We start from the raw sequence: 18,553 nt of genomic DNA, 5'->3' as shown, positions 1-18,553 counted from the left end.
TCAATAATGTTCACCGGAAAAACCGCAAGCGAGATTTTCGATAACATCCGTCATCTGGTGCAGAGCGGCGCGTTGCAACCCGGCGAGGCGCTGCCGCCGGTGCGCGAACTGGCAGGCGAACTGGCAGTCAACCGCAATACGGTGGCGGCGGCCTACAAGCGGCTGGTGACTTCAGGGCTCGCCGTCAGTCAGGGGCGCAACGGCACGGCCATTAAGGCGCGCAATACGCTTAATGCGGTCGAGGGCGGCGATCCAACGACTTCGCTGATTGATATTTCCGGCGGCAATCCGGATCCACGATGTCTGCCGGATATTGGCCGTTTTCTTCCGCAGCTGGCGCAGACCCCGCACTTATATGGCGATGCCGCCGTTGAGCCACGGCTGGCTGACTGGGCCCGGGAGTGGGTCAGTCACGATATCGGCCACGAATTTGATATCAACTTGACCAGCGGCGCGATTGACGCCCTGGAACGCCTGCTCTGCGCGCTGCTGCTACCCGGCGACAGCGTCGCGGTAGAAGACCCCTGCTTTCTGAGCAGCATCAATATGCTGCGTTACGCCGGTTTCCAGCCCAGCCCTGTCGCCGTGGACGGTGAAGGCATGAGTCCGGAGCGGCTTGAAGAAGCCCTGCGCAACGGCGCACGCGCGGTAATACTGACTCCACGCGCTCACAACCCGACTGGCTGCAGTTTGACGCCGGAGCGCGCAGAAGCGATTCGCACCGTGCTCGCCCGCTATCCGCAGACGCTGGCGATTGTTGACGATCACTTCGCCCTGCTCTCAGCGACACGCTGGCACAATCCGCTACCCGAAGGCATTCAGCGTTGGGCGCTGGTGCGCTCAATGTCTAAAACCCTGGGCCCGGATTTGCGGCTGGCAATAGTCGCCAGCGACCCGACAACCTCGGCGGCGCTGCGCCTGCGCCTGAACGCCGGTAGCCAGTGGGTCAGCCATTTACTGCAAGAGCTGGCGTTCGCCTGCCTGAATGATAGCGCTTTTGCCGCTTCTCTGACTGCGAGCCAGCGCCATTATCAGCAGCAAAATCAGCGGCTCGCCGCCGCGTTGGCCCACCACGGCGTTGGTGATTATCCGCCTGGCGATGGTCTTAATTTCTGGCTGCCGCTATCAACCGCCAGCCAGCCGCTGGCGCTGCGTCTGGCGCGGGCCGGTTGGCTGGTGCGTGAAGGTGAAGCCTTTGGCGTGAAAACACCGTCGCACGGTCTGCGCCTGTCGCTGGGCGCCTTAACCGAGGCGCAAATTGAACAACTTGCACACGATTTATCGCTGGTCTTACCTTGTTAAACACGGGAGTTGTTATGCGGATCCACTTTATCGTCCATGAAGTTTTTGAAGCGCCCGGCGCCTATCTGCGCTGGGTTAACGCGCGCGGCTATCAGGCCAGCTGGTCGCGGGTTTATGCCGGGGATCCGCTGCCGGCGAGTGCCGAGGGTTTTGATATGCTGGTGGTACTTGGCGGCCCGCAATCACCACGCACCACGCTTGCCGAGTGCCCATGGTTTGATGCCCATACCGAGAAAAACCTGATTGCCCAGGCGATTGCCGCCGGGCGTATCGTGGTCGGGATTTGTCTCGGATCGCAGCTCATCGGCGAAGCGCTGGGTGCGCCGGTGATGCAAAGCCCGGAAAAAGAGATTGGCCACTATCCTATCATCATGACCACCGCCGGACTGCAGGATGACAACATCGCCCATTTCGGACCATCGGTGGTAGTCGGTCACTGGCACAACGATATGCCGGGCCTGACGCCTGCGGCGGAAGTCCTGGCTTCCAGCGAAGGGTGCCCGCGGCAAATCGTCAAATATAGCGATCGGGTCTACGGTTTTCAGTGCCATATGGAGTTTGACGCGGAGGTCATCGAGTTATTAATTACCCACTCGCAACATGAACTTGCCGCCGCAAAAGGCAGGCGCTTTATTCGCAGCGAAGATGAAATGAGGCAATGGGATTATCGCGAGATGAATCAAAAACTATGGGCGTTTCTGGATAAGCTGGTAGCGAAACACGCACTTTAGTTAACCGGCCCCCATGCCTGACATGGGGGCCGTGATAGCGCGTTTAGATACCCGCCCCCTGGCTGAAGTGTTCTTCGCCGAACACGCCGGTTGAGAGATAGCGATCGCCGCGATCGCAGATGATCGCCACCACCACCGCGCCCGGATTGGCGCGAGCAATACGCAGCGCCCCGGCAACCGCGCCGCCGGAACTGACGCCACAGAAGATCCCTTCCTGTACGGCCAGCTGGCGCATCGTGTTTTCCGCATCCTGCTGGTGGATATCCAGCACCTCATCGACCAACGAGGCATTAAAAATGCCCGGCATATATTCCTGCGGCCAACGACGGATCCCCGGAATGCTGCTGCCCTCTTCCGGCTGCAGCCCAATGATGCTTACCGGCTTCGCCTGTTCGCGCAGAAAACGCGATACGCCGGTAATCGTACCGGTGGTGCCCATGCTGGAAACAAAGTGGGTAATACGCCCGTCCGTCTGGCGCCAGATCTCCGGGCCGGTAGTGGTGTAATGAGCGTAAGGGTTATCGGGATTGTTAAACTGATCCAATAGTTTACCCTCGCCACGCTCGGCCATCGCGGCGGCCAGATCGCGAGCACCCTCCATCCCCTGCTCTTTGGTGACCAGAATCAATTCAGCGCCGTAGGCGCGCATCGCGGCACGGCGCTCCTGGCTCATGTTGTCCGGCATCAGCAGTTTCATCTGATAGCCTTTTAACGCCGCAATCATCGCCAGCGCGATACCGGTATTACCGCTGGTCGCCTCGATAAGCACGTCGCCTGGTTTAATTTCGCCGCGCTTTTCCGCTTCGACAATCATCGACAGCGCGGCGCGATCTTTTACCGAGCCCGCCGGGTTATTGCCCTCAAGCTTAAGCCAGATTTCGCTGCCGTTGTCCGGCCCCAGACGTTGTAATTTCACCAGCGGCGTGTTGCCGATTGTTTGTTCTAATGTGTTCACTTCAGCTGTCCAATAAAAAGCCCGGCCGCGTCATGCGCTCCGGGCTGTCGGCCGGGTCAGCGCAGCGCCGCCCGGCAAAAGCACGTGGATTTAAGCTATCAGGCCGTCTCTGCCAGAGCAAGTTCGCCGCGCGGTTCGATACGTTCGGTTCCATTATACAGGCGCGCATTCTGCAAGCCGACAAACAGGCGTTCGCCACGGGACGGGGCCTCATCGCCCGCCAGCACCACGCTCAGCGGTTCGTCATACCACCCCAGAGGCTGGACAACTAATTGGGTGTAGTGCCCCTTCGGACTGGCTTCCAGCACCTGCACCGGCAACGGCGAATCCAGGCTGGTACGGCGGCTGATATCTACTTCCCACGGTCGCAGGAACAGATCGACCGGCCCCTGGTATGCCGGGGTATAGCCTAAAGGCCAGCGGTGGGCGCCGACGTGGAACTGGCCGCCGCGAATGGTGCCCTGCAGGCGGTTAACTTCGCCCATAAACTCAAGCACAAAACGGGTCGAAGGTTCGCGCCAGACGCGTTCAGGCGCATCGGCCTGTTCGATGTTTCCCTGGCTCATTACCACTACCCGATCGGCGACTTCCATCGCCTCTTCCTGGTCGTGGGTAACAAACACGCTGGTGAATTTTAACTCTTCATGTAGCTGGCGCAGCCAGCGGCGCAGTTCTTTACGCACCTGCGCATCCAGCGCGCCAAAGGGTTCATCCAGCAGCAGAATTTGCGGCTCGACCGCCAGCGCGCGCGCTAACGCCACGCGTTGCTTCTGGCCGCCGGAAAGCTGCGCCGGATAACGGTCGGCAAGATGGGCCAGTTGTACCATCTCCAGCAGTTTGGTCACTTTGGCTTTAATCGCCGCCGCATTGGGACGCTCACGGCGCGGCAGCACGGTCAGGCCAAAGGCGATGTTATCGAATACCGTCATATGCCGAAACAGCGCATAGTGCTGGAAAACAAAGCCCACTTTACGATCGCGGGCGTGCATCCGGCTCACGTCGGTACCGTGAAAACGGATATGGCCGCTGGATTGATGCTCCAGCCCGGCGATAATCCGCAATAAGGTGGTTTTACCGGAGCCGGACGGCCCCAGCAGCGCAACCATTTGCCCGGAAGGGATATCCAGCGAGATATCATTCAGCACCTGGGTGCGACCAAACGATTTCTTAATATTGGCAATCTCAATGCTCATGATTTCCCTCCTGTTGCGCGCGTTTTTCCTGATTGGCCAGACGCCATTGCAACATACTCTTTAAAAACAGAGTCAAAATAGCCATTAACGTCAGCAGGGCCGCGGCGGTAAACGAACCGACGGTGTTATAGTCCTGCTGCAGTAATTCAATTTGCAGCGGCAGCGACAACGTTTCGCCGCGGATCGAGCCGGAAACGACCGACACCGCGCCAAATTCGCCAATCGCGCGGGCATTGGTCAACACCACGCCGTACAGCAGCGCCCAGCGAATATTGGGTAGCGTCACCCGGCGGAACATCTGCCAACCGGAAGCGCCAAGCAGGATCGCCGCTTCATCTTCGTTGCTCCCCTGACTCATCATCACCGGTACCAGCTCGCGGACCACAAACGGACAGGTGACGAAGATAGTCGCCAGCACCATGCCCGGCCAGGCGAACATGATCTGCAGGTTGTGCTCATCAAGCCAGCCGCCTAGTGGGCCGTTGGAGCCGTAAAACAGCAAATAAACCAGACCTGCCACCACCGGCGAGACGGCGAACGGGATATCCAGCATCGTCAGCAGCAGCTGGCGGCCAGGGAAGGTAAAGCGCGTCACCAGCCAGGCCAGCAGCGTACCGAACACCAGATTCACCGGCACGGTAATTAACGCGATCATCACCGTCAGCCAGATGGCGTGCAGCATGTCCGGATTGGCCAGGTTTTCCAACACCGGCATTAACCCTTTACTGAAAGCCTGGACAAAAATATAAATCATCGGCACCACGAGGATGAAGGCGGATACCAGCATCCCGACGCCGATCAGAAACCATTTGCCCCAGTTGATCCGGGGCGCGTCATAGCGCTTCAATTGAGTAACTTCCGCCATTAGTGACCTACCACGCGTCGACCAAAGCGACTCTGCAGGGTGTTGATAGAGAACAGCAGCAGCAGCGAAGCCGCGAGGATCACCGAGGCAATCGCGCTCGCCGCCGGGTAATCAAACTCCTGCAAACGAATGAAAATCATCAGCGAAGTCACTTCCGTTTTCCATGCGATGTTGCCGGCGATAAAGATCACCGCGCCGAACTCGCCAAGGCTGCGGGTAAACGACAGCGCAATCCCCGCCAGCAGAGCTGGCGACAGTTCAGGCAGCACCACTTTGCGGAAACTCTGTAAGCGCGTCGCGCCGAGGGTTTCCGCCGCTTCTTCATATTCCGGCCCTAATTCTTCCAGCACCGGCTGCACGGTACGCACCACAAACGGAATACTGGTAAAGGCCATCGCCACCGCGATGCCAAGCCAGGTATAGGTCACTTTGATATCAAACTTCGCCAGCCACTCGCCGTACAAGCCATTAACCGAAAACAGCGAGGCCAGCGTCAGGCCCGCCACTGCCGTTGGCAGCGCGAACGGCAGGTCCATTAGGGCATCGAGCAGCGTACGGCCCGGGAAACGATAGCGGGTAAGGATCCACGCCATCAGCAGGCCGAACACGCCGTTAAAAATCGACGCCACAAAAGCAGACAGCAGCGTGACTTTATAGGCGGCGACCACCTGCGGGTTGGTAATCACCTCCCAATACTGCGCCCAGCTCATCTGCGCCAGCTGCATCACCAGCGCGCTGAGCGGCAACAGTAAAATCAGGCACACAAACAGCAGGCTGGTGCCAAGGCTCAGGGTAAAGCCCGGCAGCACGCGCTTGGACGACACAGCCAACATTACTGACGCCCCGCTGCCAGCAGTTTGTCCAGCTCGCCGCCGCTGACGAAGTGGGTTTTCATCACTTCAGGCCAGCTGCCAAACTGGTCTTCCACGCGGAACAGTTCGGTCTGCGGGAATTTATCTTTCAGCGACGCCATGACTTTCGGGTCGTTCACGCGATAGTAGTAATCGGTGATGATGGTCTGCGCCTGCGGACTATAGAGATAGTTCAGGTAGGCTTTCGCCGCTTTTTCAGTACCGTTGGCCTTAACGTTTTTGTCTACCCACGCTACCGGGAACTCGGCAAGGATATTGACCTTCGGCACAACGACTTCAAACCCCTGCGCTTCATACTGTTTACGGATGTTATTAACTTCCGATTCAAAAGTAATCAGCACATCGCCTAGCCCGCGCTCGACGAAGGTGGTGGTCGCGCCGCGACCGCCGGTATCGAATACCTCGACGTTCTTCAGGAACTGGGTCATGAACTGTTCGGTTTTGGCTTTATCGCCGCCATCGGCTTTGTCCGCCGCCCCCCAGGCCGCAAGATAGGTATAACGCGCGTTGCCTGAAGTTTTAGGATTCGGGAAGATCAGCTTCACGTCAGAACGCACCAGATCGTTCCAGTCATGAATATTTTTGGGGTTGCCCTTACGCACCAGGAAAGCCATGGTCGAATAGAACGGTGAGCTGTTATTCGGCAGACGGCTCTGCCAGTCTGCCGGGATCAGGTTGCCTTTATCATGCAGAATCTGGACGTCCGTCACCTGGTTATAGGTCACGACGTCAGCCTTCAGGCCTTGCAGAATCGCCAACGCCTGCTTGGAGGAACCCGCATGGGACTGCTTGATGGTCAGCTTATCGCCGCCGTTTTCTTTTGCCCACTGCTGCTCAAAAGGCGGATTAAGGGCGGCGAACAGCTCGCGGGAAACATCATAGGAACTGTTCAGCAGTTCAGTCGCCTGCGCCTGCGCCACCAGCAGCATGGAAGCCGCCAGCGCCAGATATCCTTTTTTCAGTGATTTAACGGCCATTGCGCACCCTTATCAAAAATGATCATTTACTGATGATCATCATATTTATAACGAGTACGAAAGGAGTAACGGTTTTATATACCGTTTGGCGATTTGGAAGTAGAAAAGAGAATAAGCAACTGGCAAAGCTTTGCTGAAAGCGGCTCGCAGATTCGACGTGTCATTGTGACAAACGGCAGCCAGGCGTGCACTGTGTTTATATGAAAAATCCACAGATATTTGCTCGGCAGCTCAGACGTAGCTTAACGCCAACAGAACGCCTACGATGTTCGCCGCTGGCTACAGAGCCAGGGATGGCGGGTTTTACGCTTCTGGAATAATGAGTTTGAAGAGTATGAAGATGCGGTGATGGAGAGAATACTTGAAGCGCTTGAGTCGCCGATGCCCTCACCCCGCCCCTCTCCCTGAGGGAGAGGGAGAAAGAGAGTCCACCGTGCCGTCCCCTCTCCCCATTGGGGAGAGGGTTAGGGTGAGGGGAAAAATTACAGCGCCTGGATACGCTCCAGCGACGGCGCGAAGTAATAACCGCCGGTCACCGGTTTTGTAAAGCGCAGCATCGCATCACGCTTACCGTCGGTATCGCCGAACATGCTCAGCAGCTGTTGCTCAATGTTATACAGGCGCGCGCAGTAGGCGCAGAAGTACAGGCCGTTAGTGCCGCTGGCGGTACCGTACGGCAGGCTCTGGCGGACGATTTTCAGGCCTTTGCCATCTTCTTTTAAGTCCACGCGGCTCAGGTGCGAAGTAATCGGGCGCTCGTCGCCGTCGATCTCTTCGTTGGCGTCTTTGGTACGGCCAATCATCATCTCCTGATCCGGCACGCTCATGCGGTTCAGTTGCTTAAGATTGTGCTCCCAGCGCTGCACGAATACGTAGCTGCCGCCCGCGTCAACGCCGTCTTTAATCACCGCGACTTCACGGCGGGTTTCTTCGCCTGCCGGGTTTTCGGTGCCGTCGACAAAGCCGCTCAGATCGCGTTCTTCCACCCAGCGGAAACCGTGAATTTCTTCTTTCACTTCAATGGCGTCGCCGAAAGCGGCCACCGCCGCCTGGGCGACGGAAAAGTTCACTTCATGACGGGCGGATAAAATATGAATCAACACGTCATACTGCGTGGATGGCGCCAGCCCTTTACCGTAAACCGGAAAATCTTTTAACTCTTCCGCGCCTTCACCGCCGCTCAGCTGACGCCAGACGGTATTGCCGAAAGCGACCACCGCGCCGAGTTTGGCGTCAGGGAATTTAGCCTGGAAGGTGGCCACGTTATCGACAAAAATTTTGCTCGCTTCGCGCAGGGCGTTAACGTCCCCTTTGACATTGGCTTCAATCCAAATCGCCGCGCGGCAATGTTCCGGCAAAATGCCGCTCTGAACCTGAGACATCGCTCCTCCTGAAATGATGCAACCACAACGCTATCGCGTTGCTAACGCGCTATTGTAACCGTTTTTATCCGCCCACGTGTCTCTTCAGATCAAATTAGCGACGCCAGATAATTTTGCTGACTTTCCAGTTCTTCAGGGTATCGTCGGACGGCATCAGCTCGTCCGGACCGCTCCAGTGGCCGGTAAAGGCATAGCTGATGTGCTGGCTCCCTGCGGCTTTACATTCCACCACCGCGCCGTTATCAGGAGCGCCTTTCTCGCAGTTGCCAAACGCTTTGCTGTACAGTTCGCTAAACGGGGTACCGATTTTCACGCCGCTGGCGGCGGGAATTGCGCTATCGCGCACGTCAATGCGGCTCACCGTACCGCCATCGCCGTTGATGGTCAGCGCCAGCTTGTCATCCTTTAGCGCTTCAAAATAGTGAACGATTTTGCCATCCGTGGTTTTCATTCCGCTGCGCAGACGGTAGCTGCCGCCGAGGGCATCGCTAATCGCCTGCTCATTCAGCGGCGTCGATGCTGTCAGTTTACCCACGCCCTGCTCGGTGACCTCGTTGGAAGAACCAAACCAGTTCCACGGATAGGCAGCCGACCAGTTCACCGCGCTCATCGTTGAGCAGCCGGTTAGCGCCAGCGGAAGCGCGCAGAGCATTAGACGTAGCGATTTCATAACTCAATCCTTCTGATTAATTCAACGCATGTTGGAGTACGCGATCGGCAAAAAGTGCCATTAAAGCGCTTCGAGGCGAAAACAGGCATGCAACCTGCGGCTGGTTATCAGCCACCATAGCGCATAAATATCGGCCGCCAGCAGGGCGATGGTCAGCGCGGAAGGCGCCTCGCCGGTGAACCACAGCCACGGCTGCCAGGCCAGCAATAGCGCCTGCGAGGCAATCAGCAGCCAACGCATCAGCGGCCAGAGCCGCGGGAAACGCTGACGCTGACCGCTCAACAAAAATGCCGCTACCGCCGGTACGCCGGGCAGTAACCCCAGCCAGAAGTTATCGTGATCGGGATAGAACAGGCTCAGCAGCGCATCTCCCTGCTGGCGGGAGGCGCCGGCCATAACGAACAGTACCCAGGTGCGCGCCTGCAGCAACAGAACGCCCCAAAACAACAGCGGCAGCCGTAAACGGCCCTGGGTATCATAATCGGCAGGAATAAATTCAGTATTCTTCATCTTCAATCAGGCGTTTACCGAGGGTGAGTACATCCGAGTGCTCGTAACCGAGACGCTCATACATCCCCTGCACCACTTCGTTATCGTCACGCACCATAATTGAAATTTTCGGGCAGCCGCGGGCGATCAGCTTCTTTTCCAGCCGATTGAGCAGCGCATTAGCGATACCGCGGCCGCGGTATTCCGGATGTACGCCAAGATAGTAAGCGGAACCGCGGTGTCCGTCGTAACCGCCCATTACCGTCCCTACCACTTCACCGTTCACTTCAGCGACCAGAAACAAGCTCACGTCGTGGTTGAGCTTACGCTCGATATCCATTTCCGGATCGTTCCATGGGCGCAGAAGATCGCAGCGCTCCCAAAGGGTGATCACTTCTTCGAAATCCTGCTGGCGAAAAACGCGAATCTCCATGGTATTCCCCACCATTTACGGTTAAAAACAGTGATTATGGCGCGAATATGACTGATAGCCAATATCAGGCGAAATCATCAGCAAAAAATGGCATAATATCGCTTTGTCATGTATTGAAATGAAAAGTAAAACAATTCTTATTTTGAGTGGTCGTAACGGGAAACGCGATACGATATAACATTGGACATCACTTGTTTACAATTCAGGCCGAATGAGCACTTTTAAACCATTAAAAATACTTGCTTCGCGCCGTCAGGTGCTGAAAGCAGGACTGGCTGCGATGACGCTAACCGGCGTCGCTTCCCAAGCCACTGCCAAAGAGCAGCCGCTAAAAACTTCCAATGGACACAGCAAACCCGTCGCAAAGAAAGCAGGCAGCAGGCGTCTGGTGATGCTTGACCCCGGTCATGGCGGCATCGATACGGGGGCAATTGGCCACAACGGTTCGAAAGAAAAACACGTCGTGCTGGCCATTGCCAAAAATGTGCGCAGCATTTTACGCAGCAACGGCATCGATGCCCGTCTGACGCGTAGCGGCGATACCTTTATTCCACTGTACGATCGCGTTGAGATCGCCCACCAGCACGGCGCCGATCTGTTTATGTCGATTCACGCCGACGGCTTTACCAACCCGAGTGCGGCCGGCGCCTCCGTCTTTGCGCTCTCCAACCGCGGCGCCAGTAGCGCCATGGCGAAATATCTCTCCGAGCGCGAAAACCGCGCCGATGAGGTCGCCGGTAAAAAAGCAACGGATAAGGACCATCTGCTGCAGCAGGTATTGTTCGATTTGGTGCAAACCGACACCATTAAGAACAGCCTGACGCTCGGCTCGCATATTCTGAAAAAGATTAAGCCGGTGCATAAACTGCACAGCCGCAATACAGAGCAGGCGGCCTTTGTGGTGCTGAAGTCCCCTTCGATTCCCTCGGTGCTGGTCGAAACGTCGTTCATTACCAACCCAAATGAAGAGAAGCTACTCGGCACAACCGCTTTCCGCCAGAAGATTGCTAACGCTATCGCTTCCGGCATTATTAGTTATTTCCACTGGTTCGATAACCAGAAAGCGCATTCGAAGAGACGTTAATGAAACCCGATGTACAGCAGGTCAAAGCCTTCCTTCTTCAGCTGCAGGATGCCATTTGCGCCAAACTCTCCGCCGTTGACGGCAAGGATTTTGTTGAAGATAGCTGGCAGCGCGAAGGCGGCGGTGGCGGACGCAGCCGGGTTTTACGTGACGGCGGCATCTTTGAGCAGGCCGGGGTTAACTTTTCTCACGTCCACGGCGATGCGATGCCCGCCTCGGCTACCGCCCACCGCCCGGAACTGGCCGGGCGCAGCTTTGAAGCAATGGGGGTTTCGCTGGTGGTGCATCCGCGCAACCCCTATGTGCCGACCAGCCACGCTAACGTTCGCTTTTTTATTGCCGAGAAGCCCGGCGCCGATCCGGTGTGGTGGTTCGGCGGCGGTTTTGATTTAACGCCTTATTACGGATTTGAAGAAGACGCCATCCACTGGCATCGTACCGCCCGCGATTTGTGCCTGCCGTACGGCGACGAGGTCTATCCGCGCTATAAAAAGTGGTGCGATGATTACTTCTTCCTTAAGCACCGCAATGAGCAGCGCGGCATTGGCGGCCTGTTCTTTGATGATTTAAATACGCCGGATTTCGACCACTGCTTCGCCTTTATGCAGGCGGTGGGCAACGGCTTTACCGACGCTTACCTGCCGATCGTTGAGCGCCGAAAAACCACGCCTTATGGCGAACGCGAACGCGATTTCCAGCTTTATCGCCGCGGGCGTTATGTGGAATTCAATCTGGTGTGGGATCGCGGCACGCTGTTTGGCCTGCAGACCGGCGGGCGTACGGAGTCTATTCTGATGTCGATGCCGCCCCTGGTGCGCTGGGAGTATGACTACCACCCGCAAGAAGGCAGCCCGGAAGCCGCATTGAGCGAGTTTATTAAAGTCAAAGAGTGGATCTAATTTAGGTCTTCTGAGACAAAAAAGCCCCGGCATACCGGGGCTTACTTTTTTATTGTGCTTATAGCGGCTGGGTCTGCGCTTCCACGACCGCCAGCGCCACCATATTGACGATACGGCGCACGGAGGCAATAGGCGTCAGAATATGCACCGGCTTAGCGATACCCATCAGTACCGGCCCGACGGTGACCCCTTCCGAACTGGAGACGCGCAGCAGGTTGTAGCTGATACGCGCGGCTTCCATATTCGGCATCACCAGAATATTAGCCGCCCCTTTCAGCGGGCTATCCGGCATACGGTCATTACGGATGCTTTCGACCAGTGCGGCGTCGCCGTGCATTTCGCCGTCAATCATCAGATCCGGCGCGCTCGCTTTCACCAATTCCAGCGTTTTGCGCATTTTGCTGGCGGACGGGCAATCAGCTGAACCGAAGTTAGAGTGCGACAGCAGCGCCACGCGCGGTTCGATACCAAAACGACGCACGCTTTCCGCCGCCATCAGGGTGATCTCCGCCAGCTCTTCCGGCGATGGATCGTGATTGACGTAGGTGTCGGCGATAAAGGTGTTGCCGCTTGGCAGCAGCAGCGCATTCATCGCCCCGGCGGTGCTGACGCCGTCGCGGAAGCCAAACAGCGGCTGAACCACGCGATAGTGCTCATGATAATCGCCGATGGTTCCGCAGATCATCGCATCCGCCTCACCGCGATGAACCATAATCGCGCCAATGACCGAAGTGTTGCTAATGACCGCCCGCTGCGCCTGCTCCTGGGTAATGCCGCGGCGCTTCATCAGCTGATAGTACTCGCTCCAGTACTCTTTAAAGCGCGGATCGGATTCATTATTGACGATTTCAAAGTCCACGCCCGGTTTGATCTGCAGACCCAGTTTCTGGATGCGCATTTCAATCACGCTCGGACGACCGATGAGGATTGGCTTCGCCAGCCCCAGAGATACCAGCTCCTGCGTAGCGTGCAGCACGCGGGTCTCCTCACCTTCCGCCAGCACCACGCGCTTCGGCTCTTTGCGCGCCTGGGAGAAGATCGGCTTCATAAACAGGTTGGTTTTATAAACGAACTCGCTCAGCTTCTCGATGTAGGCATCGAAGTCGGCAATCGGCCGCGTCGCCACGCCGGATTCCATCGCCGCTTTAGCGACCGCTGGGGCGATCTTGACGATCAGACGCGGATCGAACGGTTTCGGAATAATGTACTCCGGGCCAAAGCTGAGGTCCTGGTCGCCATAGGCGGAAGCCACGACTTCGCTCTGTTCGGCATGCGCCAGCTCGGCGATAGCATGAACCGCCGCCAGCTTCATCTCTTCGTTTATCGCCGTCGCGCCGACATCCAGCGCGCCGCGGAAGATGAACGGGAAGCACAGCACGTTGTTGACCTGGTTTGGATAGTCGGAACGGCCGGTACAAATAATCACGTCGTCGCGCACTTCCTTCGCCAGCGGCGGCAGGATTTCCGGCTCCGGGTTCGCCAGCGCGAGGATCAGCGGCGAGCGCGCCATCTTCTTGACCATCTCCGGAGTCAGAACTTTCGGCCCGGAGCAGCCGAGGAAAATGTCCGCGCCATCGATGACATCGTCGAGGGTACGTTTCCCGTCGTCTTCCACCGCGTAGGCCGCTTTGGTTTCCGCCATGTTGGCTTCGCGGTCTTTATAGATAACGCCTTTCGAGTCGCAGACCACGATATTGTGTTTCTGCATTCCCAGCGCCACCAGCAGGTTCATACAGGCGATAGCCGCCGCTCCCGCGCCGGAGACCACCATCCGCACATCGGAGAGATTCTTCTCCACCACCCGCAGACCGTTGAGAATTGCCGCGGTACTGATAATCGCCGTACCGTGCTGATCGTCGTGGAACACCGGAATATTCATGCGTTCACGCAGTTTCTGTTCAATATAGAAACATTCCGGCGCTTTAATATCTTCGAGGTTGATGCCGCCAAATGTCGGCTCCAGGGCGGCAACGACATTAATGAATTTGTCAGGATCCAGCTCATCGACTTCAATATCAAACACATCAATGCCGGCGAATTTCTTAAACAGAACGCCCTTTCCTTCCATTACCGGTTTTCCGGCCAGCGCGCCGATATTGCCTAAACCGAGGACGGCGGTACCGTTGGAGACCACCGCCACGAGGTTGCCTCGAGCGGTATATTTGTAAGCGGCCAAAGGATCCTTCTCAATTTCCAGGCACGGCGCGGCAACGCCCGGCGAATATGCCAGCGCCAGATCGCGTTGGGTCGCCAGAGGTTTAGTCGGCGACACCTGAATTTTCCCGGGTACCGGGAACTCGTGGAAATCAAGGGCGCTTTGTTTCAACTGCTCATCCATTTTATGGTTCCTTTCACGTATCGAATCGTAGGGGGTGAAGCGTGATGGCGAGCCGTCGGCCCGCCTTAAGGCGAGGCTTAGTATCGCGCCTGACGGCGGTTTAAACTTTGAAGGCCGCCATACTCTTGCCATCACAAAGGTCTGGTTGTTATCAATTTATAATATTTATGTAACCTAGTTTCACGGTCAATGATAGCCCCGTCTGCTATGCTTTTTAGTTATGTACCTCATCACCCTCTCTACCGCATAACGACAAGAACTCATGCAACTTATTGTTCCAGGAGTACTTTTTAATGAATCAGCTAGACAGTATCAAACAGTTCACCACCGTGGTCGCCGACAGCGGCGACATTGAATCTATCCGCCACTATCAGCCGGAAGATGCCACCACCAATCCTTCGCTGCTCTTAAAGGCTGCCGGACTGGAAAACTACGCCGGGCTTATCGATGATGCCCTGGCCTGGGCCGCAAAACAGGGCGGCAACCGCGAGACGCAGGTCGCCAATGCCTGCGATAAACTGGCGGTCAATTTTGGTGCGGAAATACTCAAAAGCATCCCAGGGCGCGTCTCCACCGAAGTCGATGCCCGTCTCTCCTTCAATCGTGAAAAAAGTATCGAGAAAGCGCGCCATCTGGTCGCTCTCTATCAGGAAATGGGGATCGATAAGTCGCGGATCCTGATCAAACTAGCCTCCACCTGGGAAGGGATCCGCGCCGCGGAGGTGTTGGAAAAAGAAGGGATTCACTGCAACCTGACGCTGCTGTTCTCTTTCGCCCAGGCTCGCGCTTGCGCTGAAGCCGGCGTGTTTCTGATTTCGCCCTTCGTCGGGCGTATTTACGATTGGTATCAGGCACGTCAGCCGTTAGATCCCTACGTGGTTGATGAAGACCCAGGGGTGAAATCAGTGCGTAATATTTACGACTATTTCAAACTCCATAAGTACAACACCATCGTGATGGGCGCCAGCTTCCGCCGCACCGAACAAATCCTCGCGCTGGTCGGCTGCGACCGCCTGACCATCTCCCCGGCCTTGTTACAAGAGCTGCAGGCCAGCGACGCGCCGGTAATACGCAAACTCATCCCCGCTCATCAGATACTTCCGCGCCCGGTTCCGCTAAGCGAAGCGGAATTCCGCTGGGAGCATAACCAGGATCCGATGGCGGTAGAAAAGCTGGCGGAAGGTATTCGCCAGTTCGCCGTCGATCAACGCAAACTGGAAGATCTGCTAGCAGCAAAACTGTCATCCTTTGTCACGGAGTAAACGACTATGTCCCGAAGAGAGCTTGCTAACGCCATTCGCGCCCTGAGTATGGACGCCGTCCAGAAAGCCAATTCCGGTCACCCCGGCGCTCCGATGGGGATGGCGGATATCGCCGAAGTGCTGTGGAACGATTTTCTCAAGCACAACCCGGTAAATCCGCACTGGTACGATCGCGATCGTTTCATTTTGTCTAACGGCCATGCTTCGATGCTGCTGTATAGCCTGCTGCATTTGACCGGCTACGATCTGCCGATGAATGAGCTGAAAAACTTCCGCCAGCTGCATTCGAAAACGCCGGGCCACCCGGAACATGGCTATACCCCCGGCGTGGAAACCACCACCGGGCCGCTCGGCCAGGGGCTGGCTAACGCCGTCGGGATGGCTATCGCCGAACGCACGCTGGCGGCGCAGTTTAACCGTCCCGGCCACGACATCGTCGATCACTACACCTGGGTGTTTATGGGCGATGGCTGTCTGATGGAAGGGATTTCACACGAGGCCAGTTCGCTGGCGGGCACCCTGGGATTAGGCAAGCTGATCGGGTTCTACGATCACAACGGTATCTCTATTGACGGCCACGTTGAAGGCTGGTTCACCGACGATACCGCCGAGCGCTTTCGCGCCTACCACTGGCACGTGATTGGCGATATCGACGGTCACGATCCGCAGGCGGTGAAGCAGGCAATCCAGGAGGCGCAGGCGGTAACAGACAAACCCTCGCTGATTATTTGCCGCACCATAATTGGCTTTGGTTCACCGAATAAAGCCGGTTCCGAAGAGTCGCACGGCGCGGCATTGGGGGAAAAAGAGGTCGCGCTGGCCCGCGAACAGCTGGGCTGGAAATATCCGCCGTTTGAAATCCCGAAAGAAATTTATCAGGGCTGGGATGCGCGGCCGCGCGGCGAGAAAGCAGAACATGCGTGGAATGAAAAATTCGCCGCTTACCAGCAGCAGTATCCAGAACTGGCGGCTGAACTGAAACGCCGCATGGAAGGTGAGCTCCCGGCTGACTGGCAAAAAACGGCCCACGATTATGTGGCGAAGCTACAGTCGGAACCGGCGAAAATCGCCAGCCGTAAGGCTTCGCAAAATGCGCTTAACGCCTACGGCCCGGATTTGCCTGAGCTGCTCGGTGGTTCCGCCGACCTGGCGCCCAGTAACCTGACGATCTGGTCCGGCTCTAAGTCGATCAAAGAGGATCAGGCGGGTAATTATATCCACTACGGCGTACGCGAATTCGGTATGACCGCGGTAGCTAACGGCATCGCCCTGCACGGCGGTTTTATTCCCTATACCTCGACTTTCCTGATGTTCGTCGAATACGCGCGCAACGCCGCGCGCATGGCGGCGCTGATGAAAGCGCACCAGATTATGGTCTACACCCATGATTCAATCGGCCTTGGCGAAGACGGCCCAACGCATCAGGCGGTGGAGCAACTGGCAAGCCTGCGCCTGACGCCCAATTTTAGTACCTGGCGGCCGTGCGATCAGGTGGAAACCGCCGTCGCCTGGCAGGCGGCCATCGAGCGCAATGACGGCCCTACCGCGTTAATCCTTTCGCGACAGAATCTGGCGCAAATGGCCCGTACGCCGGAACAGGTGCAGGAAATTGCGCGCGGCGGTTACGTTCTGAAAGATGCGGGCGGCAAGCCGGATCTCATCCTTATCGCCACCGGTTCGGAAGTCGAGATTACCGTTCAGGCGGCGGAGACGCTGCTGGCCAGCGGCGTAAACGTGCGGGTGGTGTCGCTGCCTTCCACCGACGTTTTCGATGCTCAGGATGAGGCCTGGCGCGAGTCGGTGCTGCCTTCCGATGTTAGCGCCCGCGTCGCTATCGAAGCCGGTATTGCCGACTACTGGTATAAATATGTCGGCCTGAAAGGCGCAATTGTTGGTATGACCCGCTACGGGGAATCGGCGCCCGCCGACAAGCTGTTCCCGTTCTTCGGCTTTACCGCTGAACATATTGTCGAAGTCAGCCGCAAAGTGCTTAACGGGTGATCCATAGTGTGGGCCAGGCATCTGGCCCCTGCCAGTTATCGCACTGCGGTTGCTGAGCGTAGCGGGTCAAATTAAACCGCTGGCCGTCATAACGCCAGCGGGTTTGGATTCCGCAATCGCCCGGCGCGCGGCCTTTATCGAAGGTCACCAGTTCATGACGCTGCTCATCGAAGCTGGCGTTAATCAGCTCTATATCCCGCGGCGCATTCCCCGGAGGCTGGAAAGGCAGCGCCAGGCGCACCTGGCGGGAGAGATGCGGCGTTTTGCGCGACACCAGCCACGCCAGCCAGACGGTGTTGTAGGCGCCCGCTTCGCAACTAGTCATCAGCAGAACTTTCTCATCGGTCAGCGCGGTGACGCGGATTTCCCGGCGGAAAGGATCGAGCGAACAGGGGCTGGCGTTCATCCGCTCATTGCCGTAGTCGATCAGCTCATTAAGTTCGTCGCGGCTAAGCGGCGATTGCGCCACTTCCGCCTGGCCGACGGTTCGCAATGCCGGCGCTGGCGGTACGCTGAGCGGTGGTTCTTCACCTTTGCCGACCCACGCGGTTTCGCTGCCGACCCGCTTTTGCCGATTATCAATAAATAGCAGCGCGGCCTTGAGGCCCTTTAATGAAATACTTTGCAGACCGTTTTGCAGGGTAATTTCTTTCCCCTCCTGGGCCTGCTGCAGGAAAGCGTCGATGCTGACGCTATCGCTGGTTTTAATTAGCTTATCGGCAATCTGCCAATGTTTACCGTCAAAATGCAGCGGTTTTTCATCTAGCTGCAGCCGCGGGCCGATGGCCGCCAGCGCGGCAACCGGATTACCAACGCCGCCAAGTTCGATGCGCAAAGCGGCATCAGTGGCAGCTCCCGCGCTGCGGCTTAGCGTCATCACCAATCCATGATGCAGCCCGACATTACGCGTGACGCAATAATTTTGATTGTTGCAGGTGACAAGCCAGTCTCCAAACAGCTGCTGGGCTGGCGCCGCCCACGCCAACGATGTCGGCAGAAAACCGAAAAAAAGCAGTATTAAAACCCGATAAAGCATGAGCGGCACAATCCCGAAGTATGACTGACAGAGTGATTTCTAATTCATCATTATCATCAGCACT

General features: G+C 57.0%; 17 protein-coding genes and 1 pseudogene. 7 read left to right on the top strand and 11 right to left on the bottom strand.

Annotated elements, in window-relative coordinates; all coding sequences use genetic code 11:
* Nucleotides 1–6: 6 nt before the first annotated feature.
* Both ptsJ and PGR79_RS14785 read left to right on the top strand, forming a co-directional pair.
* Nucleotides 7–1,302: a transcriptional regulator PtsJ gene (gene ptsJ / locus PGR79_RS14790; protein ID WP_395226947.1), complete on the top strand. Its 1,296-nt coding sequence runs from the start codon at nt 7–9 to the stop codon at nt 1,300–1,302.
* A gap of 14 nt (nt 1,303–1,316) precedes the next feature.
* Nucleotides 1,317–2,033 carry a type 1 glutamine amidotransferase gene (locus PGR79_RS14785; RefSeq protein WP_087858437.1) on the top strand — a complete coding sequence of 239 codons (717 nt, stop codon included), beginning with the start codon at nt 1,317–1,319 and terminating at the stop codon, nt 2,031–2,033.
* Nucleotides 2,034–2,076: 43 nt separating this feature from the next.
* On the opposite strand, the gene cysM is transcribed toward PGR79_RS14785, so the two are convergent.
* The 5 genes from cysM to PGR79_RS14760 all read right to left on the bottom strand — a co-directional run bounded on the left by cysM (nt 2,077) and on the right by PGR79_RS14760 (nt 6,895).
* Nucleotides 2,077–2,988 carry a cysteine synthase CysM gene (cysM, locus tag PGR79_RS14780; RefSeq protein ID WP_015365492.1) on the bottom strand — a complete coding sequence of 304 codons (912 nt, stop codon included), beginning with the start codon at nt 2,986–2,988 and terminating at the stop codon, nt 2,077–2,079.
* A gap of 98 nt (nt 2,989–3,086) precedes the next feature.
* Nucleotides 3,087–4,181 carry a sulfate/thiosulfate ABC transporter ATP-binding protein CysA gene (cysA, locus tag PGR79_RS14775; protein WP_047043512.1) on the bottom strand — a complete coding sequence of 365 codons (1,095 nt, stop codon included), beginning with the start codon at nt 4,179–4,181 and terminating at the stop codon, nt 3,087–3,089.
* Nucleotides 4,171–5,046: a sulfate/thiosulfate ABC transporter permease CysW gene (gene cysW / locus PGR79_RS14770; protein ID WP_015365490.1), complete on the bottom strand. Its 876-nt coding sequence runs from the start codon at nt 5,044–5,046 to the stop codon at nt 4,171–4,173. The genes cysA and cysW overlap by 11 nt, the downstream gene beginning before the upstream one ends.
* Nucleotides 5,046–5,879 (bottom strand): sulfate/thiosulfate ABC transporter permease CysT, encoded by an 834-nt coding sequence (cysT, locus tag PGR79_RS14765; protein ID WP_015365489.1) that lies wholly within the window; start codon nt 5,877–5,879, stop codon nt 5,046–5,048. Before cysT ends, cysW begins: the two co-directional genes overlap by 1 nt.
* The gene (locus PGR79_RS14760) at nt 5,879–6,895 is read right to left on the bottom strand and encodes a sulfate ABC transporter substrate-binding protein (RefSeq protein WP_015365488.1); all 1,017 of its coding nucleotides are present in this window, start codon (nt 6,893–6,895) and stop codon (nt 5,879–5,881) included. Before PGR79_RS14760 ends, cysT begins: the two co-directional genes overlap by 1 nt.
* 309 nt (nt 6,896–7,204) lie before the next feature.
* On the opposite strand from PGR79_RS14760, the pseudogene PGR79_RS14755 reads away from it, so the two are divergent.
* Nucleotides 7,205–7,303: pseudogene (locus tag PGR79_RS14755) on the top strand (endonuclease domain-containing protein); the annotation flags it as partial.
* Between the two features lie 74 nt (nt 7,304–7,377).
* On the opposite strand, the gene PGR79_RS14750 reads toward PGR79_RS14755, so the two are convergent.
* From PGR79_RS14750 to PGR79_RS14735, 4 genes are all read right to left on the bottom strand, one after another.
* The gene (locus PGR79_RS14750; RefSeq protein ID WP_015365487.1) at nt 7,378–8,277 is read right to left on the bottom strand and encodes a Dyp-type peroxidase; all 900 of its coding nucleotides are present in this window, start codon (nt 8,275–8,277) and stop codon (nt 7,378–7,380) included.
* 94 nt (nt 8,278–8,371) lie between these two features.
* Nucleotides 8,372–8,947 (bottom strand): RpoE-regulated lipoprotein, encoded by a 576-nt coding sequence (locus tag PGR79_RS14745; RefSeq protein ID WP_047043503.1) that lies wholly within the window; start codon nt 8,945–8,947, stop codon nt 8,372–8,374.
* A 60-nt stretch (nt 8,948–9,007) separates the two neighbouring features.
* A complete protein-coding gene (locus tag PGR79_RS14740) occupies nt 9,008–9,457 on the bottom strand; it encodes a DUF2919 domain-containing protein (RefSeq protein ID WP_430921937.1) in 450 nt (149 codons plus the stop codon).
* On the bottom strand, nt 9,444–9,869 hold the full coding sequence (locus tag PGR79_RS14735) for a GNAT family acetyltransferase (protein ID WP_045392622.1): 426 nt from the start codon (nt 9,867–9,869) through the stop codon (nt 9,444–9,446). Before PGR79_RS14735 ends, PGR79_RS14740 begins: the two co-directional genes overlap by 14 nt.
* Nucleotides 9,870–10,080: 211 nt before the next feature.
* On the opposite strand from PGR79_RS14735, the gene amiA reads away from it, so the two are divergent.
* A complete protein-coding gene (gene amiA / locus PGR79_RS14730) occupies nt 10,081–10,953 on the top strand; it encodes an N-acetylmuramoyl-L-alanine amidase AmiA (protein ID WP_015365483.1) in 873 nt (290 codons plus the stop codon).
* Entirely contained in the window at nt 10,953–11,852 is a 900-nt protein-coding gene (gene hemF / locus PGR79_RS14725; RefSeq protein WP_015365482.1) for an oxygen-dependent coproporphyrinogen oxidase, read from the top strand. Before amiA ends, hemF begins: the two co-directional genes overlap by 1 nt.
* A gap of 58 nt (nt 11,853–11,910) precedes the next feature.
* Here the strand turns inward: hemF and maeB are convergent, their stop codons facing one another.
* On the bottom strand, nt 11,911–14,190 hold the full coding sequence (maeB, locus tag PGR79_RS14720; RefSeq protein WP_015365481.1) for an NADP-dependent oxaloacetate-decarboxylating malate dehydrogenase: 2,280 nt from the start codon (nt 14,188–14,190) through the stop codon (nt 11,911–11,913).
* Between the two features lie 293 nt (nt 14,191–14,483).
* Between maeB and tal the strand changes: the two genes are divergently transcribed.
* Nucleotides 14,484–15,452 carry a transaldolase gene (tal, locus tag PGR79_RS14715; RefSeq protein WP_087858434.1) on the top strand — a complete coding sequence of 323 codons (969 nt, stop codon included), beginning with the start codon at nt 14,484–14,486 and terminating at the stop codon, nt 15,450–15,452.
* A gap of 6 nt (nt 15,453–15,458) precedes the next feature.
* Nucleotides 15,459–17,453, top strand: coding sequence for a transketolase (gene tkt / locus PGR79_RS14710; RefSeq protein WP_430921934.1), 1,995 nt, complete (start codon nt 15,459–15,461; stop codon nt 17,451–17,453).
* Here the strand turns inward: tkt and PGR79_RS14705 are convergent.
* Nucleotides 17,443–18,489 (bottom strand): DUF1176 domain-containing protein, encoded by a 1,047-nt coding sequence (locus PGR79_RS14705; RefSeq protein ID WP_087858432.1) that lies wholly within the window; start codon nt 18,487–18,489, stop codon nt 17,443–17,445. The two genes, tkt and PGR79_RS14705, sit on opposite strands and share 11 nt — an antisense overlap.
* Nucleotides 18,490–18,553: the final 64 nt, after the last annotated feature.

The sequence above is a fragment of the Klebsiella sp. 141161 genome (assembly GCF_050600815.1).
GTDB classification, from domain to species: domain Bacteria; phylum Pseudomonadota; class Gammaproteobacteria; order Enterobacterales; family Enterobacteriaceae; genus Klebsiella; species Klebsiella aerogenes.
Note: the sequence above shows the minus strand (reverse complement) of the source record. Positions and strands in the feature narration are given on the sequence as shown.